This window comes from Streptomyces sp. NPDC002386 (genome assembly GCF_053593175.1).
Genome location: NZ_JBSFBX010000005.1, coordinates 271,691 through 285,421, shown reverse-complemented (window position 1 = coordinate 285,421; position 13,731 = coordinate 271,691). Strand labels below are relative to the sequence as shown.

The 13,731-nt window shown below is 71.6% G+C and carries 12 protein-coding genes; 6 read left to right on the top strand and 6 right to left on the bottom strand.

Annotated features, from left to right (window positions below; all coding sequences use genetic code 11):
• Positions 1-50: 50 nt before the first annotated feature.
• Positions 51-584, bottom strand: coding sequence for an AAA family ATPase (locus ACWCPN_RS13245; protein ID WP_451204959.1), 534 nt, complete (start codon positions 582-584; stop codon positions 51-53).
• 465 nt (positions 585-1,049) lie between these two features.
• Here ACWCPN_RS13245 and ACWCPN_RS13240 point away from each other — a divergent pair, with 465 nt between their 5' ends.
• The 4 genes from ACWCPN_RS13240 (at position 1,050) to ACWCPN_RS13225 (ending at position 5,685) form a co-directional block, all read left to right on the top strand.
• On the top strand, positions 1,050-2,573 hold the full coding sequence (locus ACWCPN_RS13240; protein WP_451204957.1) for a glycosyl hydrolase family 18 protein: 1,524 nt from the start codon (positions 1,050-1,052) through the stop codon (positions 2,571-2,573).
• A 262-nt stretch (positions 2,574-2,835) separates the two neighbouring features.
• Positions 2,836-3,468: an RNA polymerase sigma factor gene (locus ACWCPN_RS13235; RefSeq protein ID WP_451204955.1), complete on the top strand. Its 633-nt coding sequence runs from the start codon at positions 2,836-2,838 to the stop codon at positions 3,466-3,468.
• Positions 3,465-4,610: a CU044_5270 family protein gene (locus tag ACWCPN_RS13230; protein WP_451204953.1), complete on the top strand. Its 1,146-nt coding sequence runs from the start codon at positions 3,465-3,467 to the stop codon at positions 4,608-4,610. The genes ACWCPN_RS13235 and ACWCPN_RS13230 overlap by 4 nt, the downstream gene beginning before the upstream one ends.
• 241 nt (positions 4,611-4,851) lie before the next feature.
• A complete protein-coding gene (locus ACWCPN_RS13225; RefSeq protein ID WP_451204951.1) occupies positions 4,852-5,685 on the top strand; it encodes a PIG-L family deacetylase in 834 nt (277 codons plus the stop codon).
• Positions 5,686-5,745: 60 nt separating this feature from the next.
• On the opposite strand, the gene ACWCPN_RS13220 is transcribed toward ACWCPN_RS13225, so the two are convergent.
• The 3 genes from ACWCPN_RS13220 to ACWCPN_RS13210 form a co-directional block, all read right to left on the bottom strand.
• Complete coding sequence (locus ACWCPN_RS13220; protein WP_451204949.1) at positions 5,746-7,029, bottom strand: phosphatase PAP2 family protein; 1,284 nt, start codon at positions 7,027-7,029, stop codon at positions 5,746-5,748.
• A 187-nt stretch (positions 7,030-7,216) separates the two neighbouring features.
• A complete protein-coding gene (locus ACWCPN_RS13215) occupies positions 7,217-7,678 on the bottom strand; it encodes a GntR family transcriptional regulator (RefSeq protein ID WP_451204947.1) in 462 nt (153 codons plus the stop codon).
• On the bottom strand, positions 7,675-8,454 hold the full coding sequence (locus tag ACWCPN_RS13210) for a hypothetical protein (protein WP_451204945.1): 780 nt from the start codon (positions 8,452-8,454) through the stop codon (positions 7,675-7,677). The genes ACWCPN_RS13215 and ACWCPN_RS13210 overlap by 4 nt, the downstream gene beginning before the upstream one ends.
• 453 nt (positions 8,455-8,907) lie before the next feature.
• Here ACWCPN_RS13210 and ACWCPN_RS13205 point away from each other — a divergent pair, with 453 nt between their 5' ends.
• A complete protein-coding gene (locus ACWCPN_RS13205; protein WP_451204943.1) occupies positions 8,908-9,321 on the top strand; it encodes a hypothetical protein in 414 nt (137 codons plus the stop codon).
• Positions 9,322-9,746: 425 nt separating this feature from the next.
• Here ACWCPN_RS13205 and ACWCPN_RS13200 read toward each other — a convergent pair whose 3' ends face one another.
• Both ACWCPN_RS13200 and ACWCPN_RS13195 read right to left on the bottom strand, forming a co-directional pair.
• Positions 9,747-10,448 carry a DUF4232 domain-containing protein gene (locus ACWCPN_RS13200; RefSeq protein ID WP_451204941.1) on the bottom strand — a complete coding sequence of 234 codons (702 nt, stop codon included), beginning with the start codon at positions 10,446-10,448 and terminating at the stop codon, positions 9,747-9,749.
• Between the two features lie 79 nt (positions 10,449-10,527).
• Positions 10,528-11,001, bottom strand: coding sequence for a hypothetical protein (locus tag ACWCPN_RS13195; RefSeq protein WP_451204939.1), 474 nt, complete (start codon positions 10,999-11,001; stop codon positions 10,528-10,530).
• Positions 11,002-11,294: 293 nt separating this feature from the next.
• On the opposite strand from ACWCPN_RS13195, the gene ACWCPN_RS13190 reads away from it, so the two are divergent.
• Positions 11,295-13,601 carry an ATP-binding protein gene (locus ACWCPN_RS13190; protein ID WP_451204937.1) on the top strand — a complete coding sequence of 769 codons (2,307 nt, stop codon included), beginning with the start codon at positions 11,295-11,297 and terminating at the stop codon, positions 13,599-13,601.
• Positions 13,602-13,731 lie beyond the last annotated feature (130 nt).

The window sequence follows — 13,731 nt, the reverse complement described above, 5'->3', positions numbered from 1 at the left end:
CGCGCAGGGCCACCGCTTCCCCGCTCACCTCGGCGTCCACCGCGCGGAGGTCAGCGCTCCAGTGCGGGGAGGTGGGCCAGACCGGTGTCGAGCAGGATGCGGTCAACGGTCGCGCGCAGAGCGCTCTCGGCGGGGATGGCGGTCTCGAGCCCGCCGGGCAGCAGGTCACACGGCCGGTACCAGTCACGGAGCTGTGCCTCGGTGACGTCGTCGTGGATCGGCTTGGTGGCGTGCCGGGCGAGCGTCTCCTCCAACGGCACGTCCAGGTAGTAGCCGTGGGTCGGGCCGCGGTGGTCGGCGCGCAACCGGGCGAGCATGTCGCCGTAGTGGTCGGCATAGAGGATGCCCTCGACCACGACGTGGTAGCCGGCGTCGAGGGCGTAGCGCGCCGTCAGGTCGATCAGGCCGATGTTCGCCGCGCCCGGCCGGTCCCGCTCACGGAGCACGATACGGCGGAGGTTGTCCTGGCCGACGAGGGCCAGACCACGGCCGAACCTCTCGCGGAGGCCGGCCGCGACGGACGACTTGCCCGAGGCGCTGTTTCCCCGCAGGACGACCAGCCGTGTCTCTTCGGTGCCCACCATCACGCCGGCCAGGCTACCGACGGCCACCGACACCGCGCGTATCCCCGCCGGGATGGCCGGCGCACGCGCCGAGATCTTGTCGATCGCGGGAACCGGTACGTTCGTCGAAAAGCGCGCGGCGCCTGATCGGTGGAGGCCCGACCCGGCGTTCGCGGTGGCGCCGGCCCCGCATCCCCAGCAACTTCCTCCTACCCCTCTTCGTGCCCCGTGGCCCGCTGGACTCCTGACAGCGATCTGGGCCCCTACGGCACAGCCATCGCGCCTACCCGGCTGAACGTTCGCGGCTGGTCCAGTCCCCCGCCGAGCGCTCTGTGCAGGGCGGGGGCACCTGTCGGCGTCGAATTGGTCTAGTCCCTTTTTGGTCCAGACCATTGACCCGCCCTTCCTGTGCGGCGATATTCCAGTACCGGCAACACCCTTTTCACGCACGGACATTGGCCACCCCCTCCACACACCGGGACTGACATGAGACTCGTGCGTTCCTTCCGCGCGGCCCTCACCGCGGCCGCCACCGCCGCGGCCGCGGTAGGCCTCGCTCTCACGGGAACCGGCGCCGCCCAGGCCGCGACGCCACTGCCGAACCACGTCTTCGCCCCGTACTTCGAGGCCTGGACCGGCGAGAGCCCCGCCGCCCTCTCCGCACAGTCGGGCGCCAAGCACCTGACGATGGCGTTCCTGCAGACCGCCGCCAAGGGCTCGTGCACGCCGTACTGGAACGGCGACACCAGCATGCCGATCGCCGCCTCCACCTTCGGCACCGACATCAGGACGATCCAGGCCGGCGGCGGCGACGTCATCCCCTCGTTCGGGGGTTACACGGCCGACACCACCGGCACCGAGATCGCCGACAGCTGCACCGACGTCCAGCAGATCGCCGCCGCGTACGAGAAGGTCATCACGACCTACGACATCTCGCGGCTCGACATGGACATAGAGGTCGACTCGCTCGACAACACCGCCGCCATCGACCGCCGCAACAAGGCCATCAAGCTGGTCGAGGACTGGGCGGCGGCCAACGGGCGCAAGGTGGAGATCTCCTACACCCTGCCGACCACCACGCACGGTCTCGCGGACAACGGTGAGGAGCTGCTGCGCAACGCGGTCGGCAACGGCACCCGGGTCGACGTCGTGAACCTCATGACGTTCGACTACTACGACAACCAGGCCCACGACATGGCGAAGGACACCCAGACCGCCGCTCAGGGCCTGTACGACCTGCTCGCCGAGCTGTACCCGGGCAGGAGCCCGGCCCAGTTGTGGAACACGGTCGGCGTCATCGAGATGCCGGGCGTCGACGACTTCGGCAAGGCGGAGACCTTCACCCTGGACAACGCCCCCACCGTGTACGACTGGGCGGTCTCCAAGGGCATCAACACCCTGTCCTTCTGGGCGCTTCAGCGGGACAACGGCAGTTGCGCGGGCGGCTCCGCCGCGGACGACTGCTCGGGCATCCAGCAGAACACATGGGACTTCACGCACATCTTCGCGCCGTTCACCGGAGGCACCACCACCCCGTCCGACGACTTCTCCGTCGCGCTCAGCCCGGCCTCCGGGTCCGTGACGGCCGGCCAGTCCGCCACGGCCACCGTGCGGACCGCCGTGACGAGGGGTGCGGCCCAGAGCGTGAAGCTCAGCGTCAGCGGGGCCCCGGCGGGCGTCACCGCCTCCCTGAGCCCGACATCGGTCACCGCGGGCGCCACCTCCACGCTCACCCTGGCCACCACCTCTTCCGCGGCCTCGGGCACCTACACGGTCACCGTGACCGGCGCCGGTACCTCGGGCAGCCACTCGGCGACCTACTCCCTGACCGTGACCGGGGGTTCGGGCAACCAGTGCGCGGACGCCGCGTGGGTGAAGGACAAGGTGTACACGGGCGGTCAGCGGGTCTCGCACAAGGGCCACGCCTGGAAGGCCAAGTGGTGGACGACGGGCGAGGAACCCGGCACCACCGGTGAGTGGGGCGTCTGGCAGGACCTCGGCGCCTGCTGAGCCGAACCGCCGCTCCGTCACCGCCCGGACATCGCGCCCCCGCAGGCGCTCCTGGACCAGGCCCCGAAAGTGGGCACCGTCCACCAGGACCGCCTGCGGGGTGGTCCTGCGCCCGCTGCGGTCGTGGTGCTCGGCTGCCGTTACCCTCCGGACATGGCCCGGAGCGAGCGATCGGCCACCTCACGACCGCGCTTGCCCGTGACCGTGACCTGAGTCACGAAGAACTCGGGGAACCCGGTGGCGCGCACGGACAGGATCAGATGTGGAACTCTCCCTGCGCGCCCGGCTGCGCTCCGGTGATCCGGAGGCCTTCGGGTCGATATTCGACGAACACGCTCAGACCGTGCACCGGTACGCGGTCCGGGTCACCGGGAACTGGGCGACGGCCGAGGACGTGGTGTCGCTGACCTTTCTGGAGGCGTGGCGGCTGCGCGAGACGGTGCGACCCGAAGGCGACGGCCTGCTGCCGTGGCTGCTGGGAATCGCCACCAATGTGCTGCGCAACACCACGCGGGCCGCCCGCCGCTACCAGGCCGCCCTCAGCCGGGTCCCGCCGCACGACCGCGCGCCCGACTTCGCCGACGAGGTGGTCGAGCGGATGGAGGACGCCGGGCGACTGGCCGCGGCGAAGCGGGCGCTGCGGCGGCTGCGCCGCGGTGAGCGGGAGGTGTTCGCCCTGTGCGTGTGGGCGGGCCTCGACTACGCGGCGGCTGCCGAGGCGCTGGACGTCCCGGTCGGGACGGTCCGCTCCCGTCTCTCCCGGGCCCGGAGCCGGCTGCGGAGACTGACCGACGAGGAACTCGCTTCCGGAACGACGGAACCGGCGTCCCGCCTCGGACAGCAACAGGGTGGCCGCACGACCGCGGCCCGGTCGATCCAGGAGCAGATCCGATGAACGCCAAGACGCCTCACGACGACGGCTTCGCCACGACGGAGTCCACTGAGCGCGCGGACGCGGCCCGGCTGCTGCCGGCCCCGGCTGCCCGGGATCTGCCCGACGACCGCCTGCGCGTCCTCAAGGAGCACCTGATGAGCGAGATCCACCAATCCGTACCCGTGGCCGGGCCCGGGGCGGCCGCCACGGACCCCGTCGCGGCACCGCGAGGTCGAAGGAGGCGCTGGATACCGGTCGTCGCCCCGCTCGCCGCGGCCGCCGTCGCGGCCACGGTCCTCGTCACCGGTGTCGATCACCACAGCCGGCCCGCCGACGCCAGGCATGCGTCCCCGGCCCCCTCCGAGGCGTCGCTCCTGCTGGAGAACGCCGCCGCCGTGGTCTCCCGCGCCCCGGCCGTCGACGTCGGCCGTCACCAGTACGTCTACGTCCGCAGCGTGTCCGCCGGGAGGGACAACCCGCTCCGGGGGATGTGGACCGACAAGGACGGCCGTGTGCACAAGGAGTACTCCAAGGAGCCGGAGAAGCTCACGGAGCCGGAGACTCTTCGCGAGTGGATTCCCTGGTCGCGGAACCAGGACGGCGCCCAGGCATACGGCGACGAAGCCCCCGAACGCCTCGAGTTCCCCGGCCCCGGGCAGGGCACCGTCGGGGGCCCCGGCCACACGCAGAGCCCCTTCGAGGACCTGGCCGCCCTTCCCCGTGACCCGGCCGCGGCGCTCCGGGCGATCGAGGCGGACCTGCACCGGCAGATGGACAACGCGGAGAACACCAAGGGGAACAGGCACCCCTCCGTGAACACGCCCTGGGTCTTCGAGTACCTCGGCGGCATGCTCCAGGAGTCGGTGGACCCCCGGACCACGGCGTTCCTCTACCGTGTCGCCGCCCGGATTCCGGGCACCACGGTCGTCCCCGACGCGGCCGACGCCGTGGGCCGGCACGGTGTCGCGATCACCCTGAACGGTCAGGCCGAAGACCGCCAGGAGTGGATCTTCGACAAGTCCACGTACGCCTTCCTCGGTTTCCGCGACGTGACGCGGGAGGACACGGCGATCGGCGAGGCCGGCAGCGTCATACAGACCACCGCGGTGCTCCAGCGCGCCGTGGTGGACCACGTGGGCGAAGAACCGCGCGAGAAGTCCTGACGAAAGGCGTCGCGAAAGCCAGGGCCTTCCCGCGCGCTGCGGGAACAGCTGATCCGGTCGGCGCTGTTGCACCAGCCGAGGGCCGGCGCGCGGGTGGGGAACAGAGGAATTCAGGAGTCGTGCGCTCCGACGTGATCCGGCCCCCGGGTCCGCAGCACGCCCGGTCGTCCGATGTCCGGGCGTCCCCTATACACCTGCTGCAGACTCGGACCGAGGCGTTTTCACACTGGAGGCATGCTTTATGAATGACCGGCCCTTGACGCTCATGGCGGTGCACGCTCATCCCGACGACGAGGCCACTGGCACGGGAGGCGTCCTCGCCCGGTACGCGGCGGAGGGCGTCCGCACGGTTCTCGTGACGTGTACCGACGGCGGTTGCGGTGACGGACCTGGGGGTGTCAAGCCGGGCGACCCCGGGCACGATCCGGCGGCCGTGGCCCTGATGCGGCGTCAGGAACTCGAGTCGAGCTGCGGCATCCTGAAGGTCACTCACCTGGAGACGCTGGACTACGCCGACTCCGGAATGATGGGCTGGCCGACCAACGAGGCCCCCGGATCCTTCTGGCAGACCCCCGTGGAGGAGGGCGCCACCCGGCTCGCGGAACTGATGCGCCGCTACCAGCCCGATGTGGTCGTCACCTATGACGAGAACGGTTTCTACGGCCACCCCGACCACATCCAGGCGAACCGCATCACGATGGCGGCACTGACGATGACCGAGCTGACACCGAAGGTGTACTGGACGACGGCGCCCCGCTCGATGATGCAGCGGTTCGGCGAGGTCATGCGCGAGTTCGGTGCGGACTGGCAGGAGCCGGATCCCGCCGAGGCCGCCGCGATGGCCGAGATCGGACTCCCCGACGAGGAGATCACCACCTGGGTGGACACCACCGCGTTCGGCGGTCAGAAGTTCGATGCCCTGGCCTCCCACGCCAGCCAGGGCGAGAACATCTTCTTCCTCAGGATGGGACTGGAGAGGTTCACCGAACTGATGGGCGTCGAGACCTTCGTACGTGTCCGGGACACCACCGGCGCGGCGGCACCCGAGAACGACCTCTTCGCCGGACTGCGCTGATCAGCCGTCTTCCCGCCGAGCAGGGCCGCACCACATGGGGGTGCGGCCCTTCGGGCCGGTTCAGACCGGTTCGAGTTGCGGTTCCGGTCGCCGTGTCGGTGCGGCCGTCGGTTCCCACAGTTCGGTGGTCCGTACGTAGCCGAAGATCACCGAGGTCATCGCCAGAATGAGCAGTGGTCCGAAGATCCACGGATGTACGGCCATCTCCATCGGCAGCCAGCGGTACGAGACCAGGAGCACGGCGAACACCGCGGTGCCGTAGCTGACGAGCCGGATTCCCGGGCGGTCCCAGCCACGGTCGAACGCACGCAGTGCTGCCTCGATCGTGAGCGCGAAGACCACGCCCGCGACGAGGTCGGCGCCGTAGTGGTAGCCGAATCCCAGCGTTGCGCTGAGCGTGGCCACGAGCCAGAACGTTCCCGCGAATCGCAGCATTCGTGGGGCCCTGCGGGTGTGAACGAATATCGCGGTGGCCCACGCGGTGTGCAGGCTGGGCATGCAGTTGCGGGGGGTGATGCCGTCGTATCGCATCGGGTGCGGGGTGTTGATGGCCGGCAGTGTGTCGGGCCACAGGTCGGCCGCCGCCCACTGCACTCCGCCGGTGCCGGAGGCGCCCGGCCCGTAGGCGAAGACCGGTCCGACCACGGGGAAGATCATGTAGACGGCCGGCCCGAGGAGGCCGATGACCAGGAAGGTGCGCACCAGGTGGTGGCGGGGGAACCGGCGCACGGCCGCCACGTCGCGCAGCTGGTACAGCGCGACGACTACCGCCGCCACCGCGAGCTGCGCGTAGACCAGGTGGAGAACCGTGGGACCGACCGGGTCCGTGGCGTTGACGATGCGGCCCATCAGCCACGACGGGTTGCCCAGCGCGTGATCGGCGGTCGCCACGTACTGGTCGAGCACCGCCGGCCGGGCCTTCGCGGTGATGAGGAGCCAGGCGTCGCCGGTCTTGCGGCCGGCAACCAGCAGCAGGCCCAGGCCGACACCCTTCAGCAGCAGGGTGCGTTCGGGGCCCGTGCGGCGCGTGACGGCCAGGACCGCACAGCCCAGCATCACCCACAGTGCGCCGTTGCCGAAGAAGTGACCGTCGGCCGTCCTGGCGCCGGCCGCCCACCGCACGAGTACGAAGACGGCGTCGATGCCGATGGCGGCACCCGCCGCGATGAACCGTTGCCGCCAGGTGAGGACGACCATCGTCAACGCCAGGCCGCCGTAAAGCGGCCCCGGTTTCGGGGCGAATACCAGCCCGTTGAACTGGTCCGTGATGGGTCCTGGTTGACCGTAGCGGCGGGCCGAGATCTCCAGTGCGACGAGGATCGCCAATGCCGCCACGCCCGCCACGGCCCACACAACGGCTCGCCGTTGACGGAACGCGCCCAACACTGCTCTACCGGCTTCTCGTGAAAAGACCCGCGATGGTTTGGATATCAATCGTTCAGCCGATTTGTTTGATATGGATCAAATGGACGGAAAGCGATGACGATCATCATCGCGAGCTCGAACATGCTATCGGAGTGATGCCTGGATTTCACTGGCTATTGGAGACGGCGTCACCAGTTGCACCACTCCCCCGCGGCTCCTCTTCGGCACGCGCGCGGACGGCTCGGCCTTCTCGCTCCTGGAAGGCGCGCCGGACGGCCGCCAGCACGGTGTCCTCCTCGAAGCCCAGGGCGGCCGCCCAGGCGACGAAGTCCCGTGTTCCCGCGCTCAGCTCGGGCGGTTCCCGGAGGTCGGCGCCCGGCGGTGGCGGGGCGACCCGCGTTCCCGCACCGCGGCGGGTACGGATCAGGGAGGCCGCCTCCAGTTCGCGGTAGGCCCGGGCCACGGTGCCTGTCGCGAGACCGAGGTCAGCGGCCAGCTGCCGAACGGTCGGCAGCCGCTCGCCCTCGGCCAGCCGGCCGGTGCCGATCAGGTCGGCGAGCTGGGCCCGGATCTGCTCGTAGGGCGGGACGGGTCTGGTGGTGTCGACCCGGATGGCGGCGCCGCTCACCCGCGCGCCCCCCGGTTCCTCCGGTGCCACCATGCCGCCCGGGGCGAGCAGACGGTGAAGAGCATCCAGGGCGCGGCCACCAGGGAGACGAGCGCCAGGGGCAGGAGGATCGCCTCGGCGACGGCGCCGACGGCGCCGTCACAGGTCATGCCCGACAGGGCGCCCGAGGCCGTCGAGGCCGCGCCCAGCAGCGAGGTGGAGACGACGATGCCCCAGGCGGCCACGATCGCCAGGGAGCGGTCTCGACGCGACCGCTCGTCGCCGGTCCGGGTGGCTATACGCCGCAGCGACCAGCCGCACGCGACCGTGGCGATCGCGAGGGCGCCCAGCATGGGCGCCCCGTAGTAGAACCCGGGCCAGGGGCCGCGCCCCTCGGTCACACCCCGGCAGGTGAGCGTGAGCTGACGGCCCGCCCGCCCGAGGTCGTCCGGCGCGGCCACCGCGCCGGCGATCACCAGCAGGGCGACCAGGGCGACCGCGAGGACGAGCAGCAGCAGGGTCATGCGGGGCGGTACGCAGTCGCGCACCCGGCGTGGCGTGAGGCCGGCGACGCGGACGGCGCCGCGGGCCGGCGGGGTCAGCGCGTCCCCCAGCAGCACACCGCCGACAGCGCAGAGGCCGAACGCCGGGATGGCATAGAGGACGCCGTCGCCGTCGCGCAGCGGTGACAGCAGCCAGGCGGCCAGAACGCCCACGGCCAGTCCCGTGTACCGGGCGTAGCGGTCGACCGGCCCCCGGGAGACGGTCGGTGTGTTTTTCACGTCGGCATCAGCCATGGAAGTACCCCCGTACGAGGACGACTCGCGCCCCGCGCTTGTATCAATCGATGAGTACAAGATGGCCGCCACCACATCCTTGTGTCAACACGTTGCTACAAGTTCTGCCCGGTCCGGCGTGGAACGTTGCCGCTCGCGGGAAGGCGCGCCCGCGCGACTGTGGCGCAGCGCACAGCGCGATCCGGGATCGCCACGGAGAGTGGCCGTCAAAAGAGGTGCATACCGGGGGTACCAGGAGAAAAGGAAGCCACAGAGAACGGCTCGCTACTCTTCGCGTCCTCACCTCAACTTCCGCCGTTCACAACTGTGTTGTTCGTGAGGAATCCGAGTGACTACAGTTCAGCTGCATTTACGCATTCGACCACCGCAACACGCACAATCCCGGGGGGATTTATGTCTTCGCTTGGTAAGAACTTGACGCGCGTCGCCGTCGCGGCTTCCGCAGTCGTGGCCATGGGTGTCGCAGTACCGAGCACGCCGGCGGCCGCGGCCTCCGCGACGGTGTGCGGCACCGGTTACGAGTTCACCGACGCCAAGGCCCTGCCCAGCGCCGACAAGCGCTACGCGACGCTCTTCTTCTACATGAAGGGCGACAGCGCCTGCGCGATTCTCGACAACAACACGCCTGGCGGGGCCAACTACATGGATCTGCGGATCTGGCCCGGCGACAACAAGTCGGCCGGTGACCGGGACTCCGGGACCTTCTCACAGTACGCGGGCCCGGTGTACAGCAGCACCCAGGCGGTCGGCGGCCGCTGTGTCGGCATTTCCGCGCTCATGAAGAACGAGGCCGGTACGTCCAACCTCGTCAACTGGTCGGGCGGATACGTGTTCTACGTCGGCAGCGACTCGTCCGAGTGTGCCTGACCCGCACCAGCCACAGCGCGCCGAACGCCGGAGGTGCTTCGGCGGATTCGTTGAGTCAGCAGCCGGGTGAGACGCCGCTGACCGCGTCGCGGGGCCCGGCCGGGTGGATGGTCGCGGTCGTCTCCTAGCGGTCCGTCACGGGAGCAGCCGGTGACCCGCTCGCCCGCCTCACCGGCCGGAGCCCCTTTCGAGGGCTCCGGCCGGGTTCTTTTGAGCCCGCACGATCGTGGAGTCGACCGAACCCGCCGGCGGCCCGCACACCGGCGAGCAGGCCCTGCCTGGTCGCGGTGCTCCGGCCGCCGGCCGTGTCCGTACGAGGTGGGTGGTGCGGCGCCGCGACGGTCATTCCGGCCCGGGCCGGGGCCGGGGCGGAGTGACCCCGGCGCCAGGGTGCTCGGGGCCGATGCCGTACCCCGCGCGGAGGGTCAGAAGTCGTCCGCGCCGTTGCGGAGTTCGGGGGTCCAGTAGCCGGTGAGGGCCTTCGCCGGATCGACGGCGATGCCGCCGCTGCCGGGCGCGCGTACGGCGATGACCTCGGAATCGCCCTCCAGCATCACGGAGAACGCCGACACGGGCTCGTTGTCCTCGTCGACCCCGCCGTCCGACAGCTTCACGAGGGCGTACGCGGGAGCTCCCGCCGTGAGCACGACCGGCGTGCCGGGCTTGCTCTTGGCGACGACCGGGACGTCCTGCTTGTGGCTCTCGAGGAACTGGATGTGCGGCGCGCCCGCCAGCCGGCAGGAGCGGCCGGAGGTGTTCCTCGCCGTGAGGACGAGGTGGGTGTAGGGAGCACCGCCCTGTGTGGCGGCGGTGACGCTGACGTCCCCCGCGGCGCAGACCCGGGTGGTGGTGCTCGCCTGCTCACCGGTGGAGCCGGTGGAGCCGGTGGAGCCGGCGCTGTCGGTGCGGTCCGTCGAGCTCTTCGACCCCGTGGAGCGCCCCGGAGCGGTCGAGCCGTTCGTGCCGGAGGCGCCGGTGTGTTCGCCGCCCGCCGTCTTCCCGGTCGCCGAAGCGGTCGCCGCAGGGCCCGACTTGGCGGGCGTGTCGCTCTGGCAGGCGGTCAGGGACAGGGCGAGGGCCGTGCCCGCGACGGCGAGCAGCGTGGTGTGGTGACGCGGAGTGTTCATGGTGAGATCCCCGTGAGTGGTGCGGGGGCCGCGGCTGGGCGCCGTCGGCCGAGGTGGTCCTGGTGGCGTGGTGCGGTTCTCAGTTGCCCTTGCCCGGCCGGTAGTCGGACGGCAGGGTGTGGATGAATTCGCGGGGGTCGGCGTGCGCGGCCTCCAGCAGGTCGGGAACGCTGTGGTAGCCGAGGGCGTACAGGTTCCGGCTCGGGTCCCACGTGTTGTGGGCGTACATCGCGTTGCGGTTGGTTCTCATGTGCGAGCTCGGGATGTCGAGCACGTACACCGCGCCGTCCGCGCGCTCGCCCCGGGGGCGCCCGTAGGCGTGGACGTGGTTGACGCGCACGTCGGAGATCGTGCCGTCGTTCATCAGGCGGTAGGCCACGGCGCTGCACGCCTTGGGCGTCTGGTGAGGGGCGTAGAAGATGGCGGGTTCGGCGGCGGCGGACGCCGAGGGAGCCCGTCCCGTCTGGTGGGCGACGGCGGCGGCGGTCAGCGCGCCCGCCGCCAGGACGCTCCGTCCGGAGATGCCGCCGGTCCGCTCACTGCTGCTGTTCATACGAGGTCGCCCCGTTTCGTGCTCGTCGCGTCGTGCGTCTTCGCCGGTTGCTCGGCGCCGGGTGGTCTGTCGCCACTCCCCGGACCGCACGAAGTCCGCGGTCCGTGCGGCCCGACCCGCTCGGGTCGGCCGCCAGGACCTGGTCGGTCCGGGAGAGAGGCGTCCGGCGCCTGGTCACAGTCGATCAGCAACGGCCCGCGGTTCCCATGCGGTTCCACCGGCAGAAGTACCGTCCGCCATACTTCTGCCAGGGGGCTCGCGCTCGACGAGCCGGATGATCGGGGACGTCGACGGTGCGCGGTGGCACACCTTCCGCGGAGGACTTCGGGCAGCGGCTGCGCGTACTGCGGGCTCGTGCCGGACTGAGCCAGGAGGCGCTGTCGCACGCGGCCGGGGTCAGTGTGAGGGCGCTGGCCGACATGGAGCGCGGGCGTACCCGGGGGCCGCAGCGCCGTACGGTTCAGGCGCTGGCCGAGGCGCTGGGGCTGGACGAGGACGAGGCGGCGGGACTGGAGGAGTCCGCCGCTCTGGGGCGTCCGCGTCCTCGGACGTCGGCCGGCCCCGCCGCGCCGGTCACCTTGGCCCTGCCGCGTGACATCCAGGACTTCACCGCCCGCGAGGCGGCCCTCTCCCGGCTGCTGGACCTGGTGCGGGACGGCGGTCCGGACCGGCCCGCGGCCACGGTGATCGCCGGACAGCCCGGTCTGGGCAAGACCGCGTTCGCGGTGCACGCCGCGCACCGTCTCGCCCCGCACTTCCCGGACGGACAGTTCGCCCTGGACCTGCACGGGATGGACGCCGAGCCGACCACTCCCCGGGACGCGCTGGCCCGGCTGCTGAGCGCCCTCGGGATCGCCGACGCCGCGATACCGGCCGACACCGACGACCGCGCGGGCCTGTGGCGGTCCCTGGCCGGCGAGCGACGGCTGCTCCTGCTGCTGGACAACGCCGCCGACGAGTCGCAGGTCGGTCCGCTGCTGCCCGGTACCGGCCCGTCGCTGGCCATCGTCACCAGCCGCCAGGCCCTGGCGGGTCTGCCCTCCGTCCACCGCTGCGATCTGGCTCTGCTGCGGCGCGAGGAGGCGGTGGAGCTGCTGACCCGCATCGTCGGCCCCGAACGGGTGCGGGCGGAGACCCAGGCCGCACGCGACCTCGCCGATCTGTGCGGGCATCTGCCGCTGGCGGTCCGGATCGCCGGGCAGCGGCTTCTGAGCCGGCCGCACGAACGCCTGGGCAAACTCGTCGCCCGCCTCGCCGCCGAGGGGAGGCGGCTGGACGGCCTCCAGGCCGGAAGTCTCCGGGTACGCGCGGCCTTCGCCCTCTCCTACCGCCAACTGCCCGCCGGGTCACGGACTTTCCTGCGCCGCGCCGCGCTGGCCGCCGGACCGGACTTCAGCCCGGAGTCCGGCGCCCTGCTGGCCGGGCTGTCCTACGACGAGGCGGTCGCCTGCGCCGAGGAACTCACCGACGCCGGGCTGCTCCAGAGCGATCCCGCCGCCGAGCGCTACCGGTTCCACGACCTGCTCAGGCTCTACGCGGCCGAGCAGGTCGAGGCCGAGGACGGCCCCGCGGTCCGCGACGCCGCCCTCGACCGGACCATGCGGTGGATGCTGTGCCGGGCCACCGCCGCAGCCCTGCACTTCGACGCGGACCACGACCACACCGCGCCGTCCGGCGATCCCGACCCGGACGGAGCGCCCGCCGGCCGGGAGGAGGCGCGGGCCTGGCTGGAGGCCGAGCGGGCCCAGTGGCTCGCCGCGCTGCGCCGGGCCCACGACACCGGCCGGCACCGGCAGGTGCTGGACGCGGCGGAGGCGATGCACTGGTTCTCCGACCTCAACCAGCACTGGGAGCAGTGGGTGGAGGTGTTCCGGCGTTCCTCCGACTCCGCCCGCGCCCTGGGCAGCAGACGGGAGGAGGCGGTCCATCTCAACTACCTCGCCTGGTCCTACAACCTCTGCGTGCACGACCCCCGGGCCGCCCTGGGAGCCGCCGACGCCGCGCTCCTGGCGGCCCGCGACAGCGAGGACGGGCTCCAGCAGGGCTGGGCCCTCGGCTACGGCGCGGGGGCACTGCATCGGCTGGGCCGGTTGGAGGAGGCGCACACGCGGCTGCGTGCGGCGGCCGGCTGCCTCGCCTCGCAGGGCTCCCCGCAGGCGCGGCTGGCCGAACTGACGATCCTCAACGCCCTCGGCGCCCTGCTGCGCCAGCTCGGCAGGGCGGCGGAGGCCCTGGACATCCACCGCCGTGGCGAGCGGATCTGCCGGGCGGGTGTCCCCGGAGGGGCGGACGAGCTGATCGCGTTCTATCACGCGGTCCACCACCAGCAGATCGGCAACGACCTGGCGGCCCTGGAGCGCTGGCCCGAGGCCGAGCCGTCGCTCCGGCAGGCCCTCGCCTTCTTCGAGGCGGCGCAGATGCCGGCCTGGGCCGAGCAGGCGCGGCTCGACCTGGGCCAGGTGCTGGGCGCCCTGGGCCACCCGGAGGCGCGGGAGACGCTGCTCGCCGCCCGTGACGCCCTCGCCGCGCTGAGGAGCCCGCGGCAGGCCGAGGCGGCCACCGCACTCGCCGCGCTCGGTCAGGCCGTCACCGGAAACTGATCGGCCCGTCAAGGCATCCGGACGACCGGGTTCCGGTGCTGCAGCCCTCGACGGCACGAGCAGCCGCCCCATGACGAAGGCGAGGAGATCCTCTCCTCGCCACTCTCAACTTATAGCGCACCGGGGGGCT

What these genes read in the sequence shown, in the direction of transcription:
- ACWCPN_RS13225 (WP_451204951.1), top strand. Translation starts at nt 4,852, where the DNA reads ATGAATGACCGGCCCTTGACGCTCATGGCGGTGCACGCTCATCCCGAC.
- ACWCPN_RS13195 (WP_451204939.1), bottom strand. Translation starts at nt 11,001, where the DNA reads ATGAACAGCAGCAGTGAGCGGACCGGCGGCATCTCCGGACGGAGCGTC.
- ACWCPN_RS13205 (WP_451204943.1), top strand. Translation starts at nt 8,908, where the DNA reads ATGGGTGTCGCAGTACCGAGCACGCCGGCGGCCGCGGCCTCCGCGACG.
- ACWCPN_RS13210 (WP_451204945.1), bottom strand. Translation starts at nt 8,454, where the DNA reads ATGGCTGATGCCGACGTGAAAAACACACCGACCGTCTCCCGGGGGCCG.
- ACWCPN_RS13200 (WP_451204941.1), bottom strand. Translation starts at nt 10,448, where the DNA reads ATGAACACTCCGCGTCACCACACCACGCTGCTCGCCGTCGCGGGCACG.
- ACWCPN_RS13240 (WP_451204957.1), top strand. Translation starts at nt 1,050, where the DNA reads ATGAGACTCGTGCGTTCCTTCCGCGCGGCCCTCACCGCGGCCGCCACC.
- ACWCPN_RS13230 (WP_451204953.1), top strand. Translation starts at nt 3,465, where the DNA reads ATGAACGCCAAGACGCCTCACGACGACGGCTTCGCCACGACGGAGTCC.
- ACWCPN_RS13245 (WP_451204959.1), bottom strand. Translation starts at nt 584, where the DNA reads ATGGTGGGCACCGAAGAGACACGGCTGGTCGTCCTGCGGGGAAACAGC.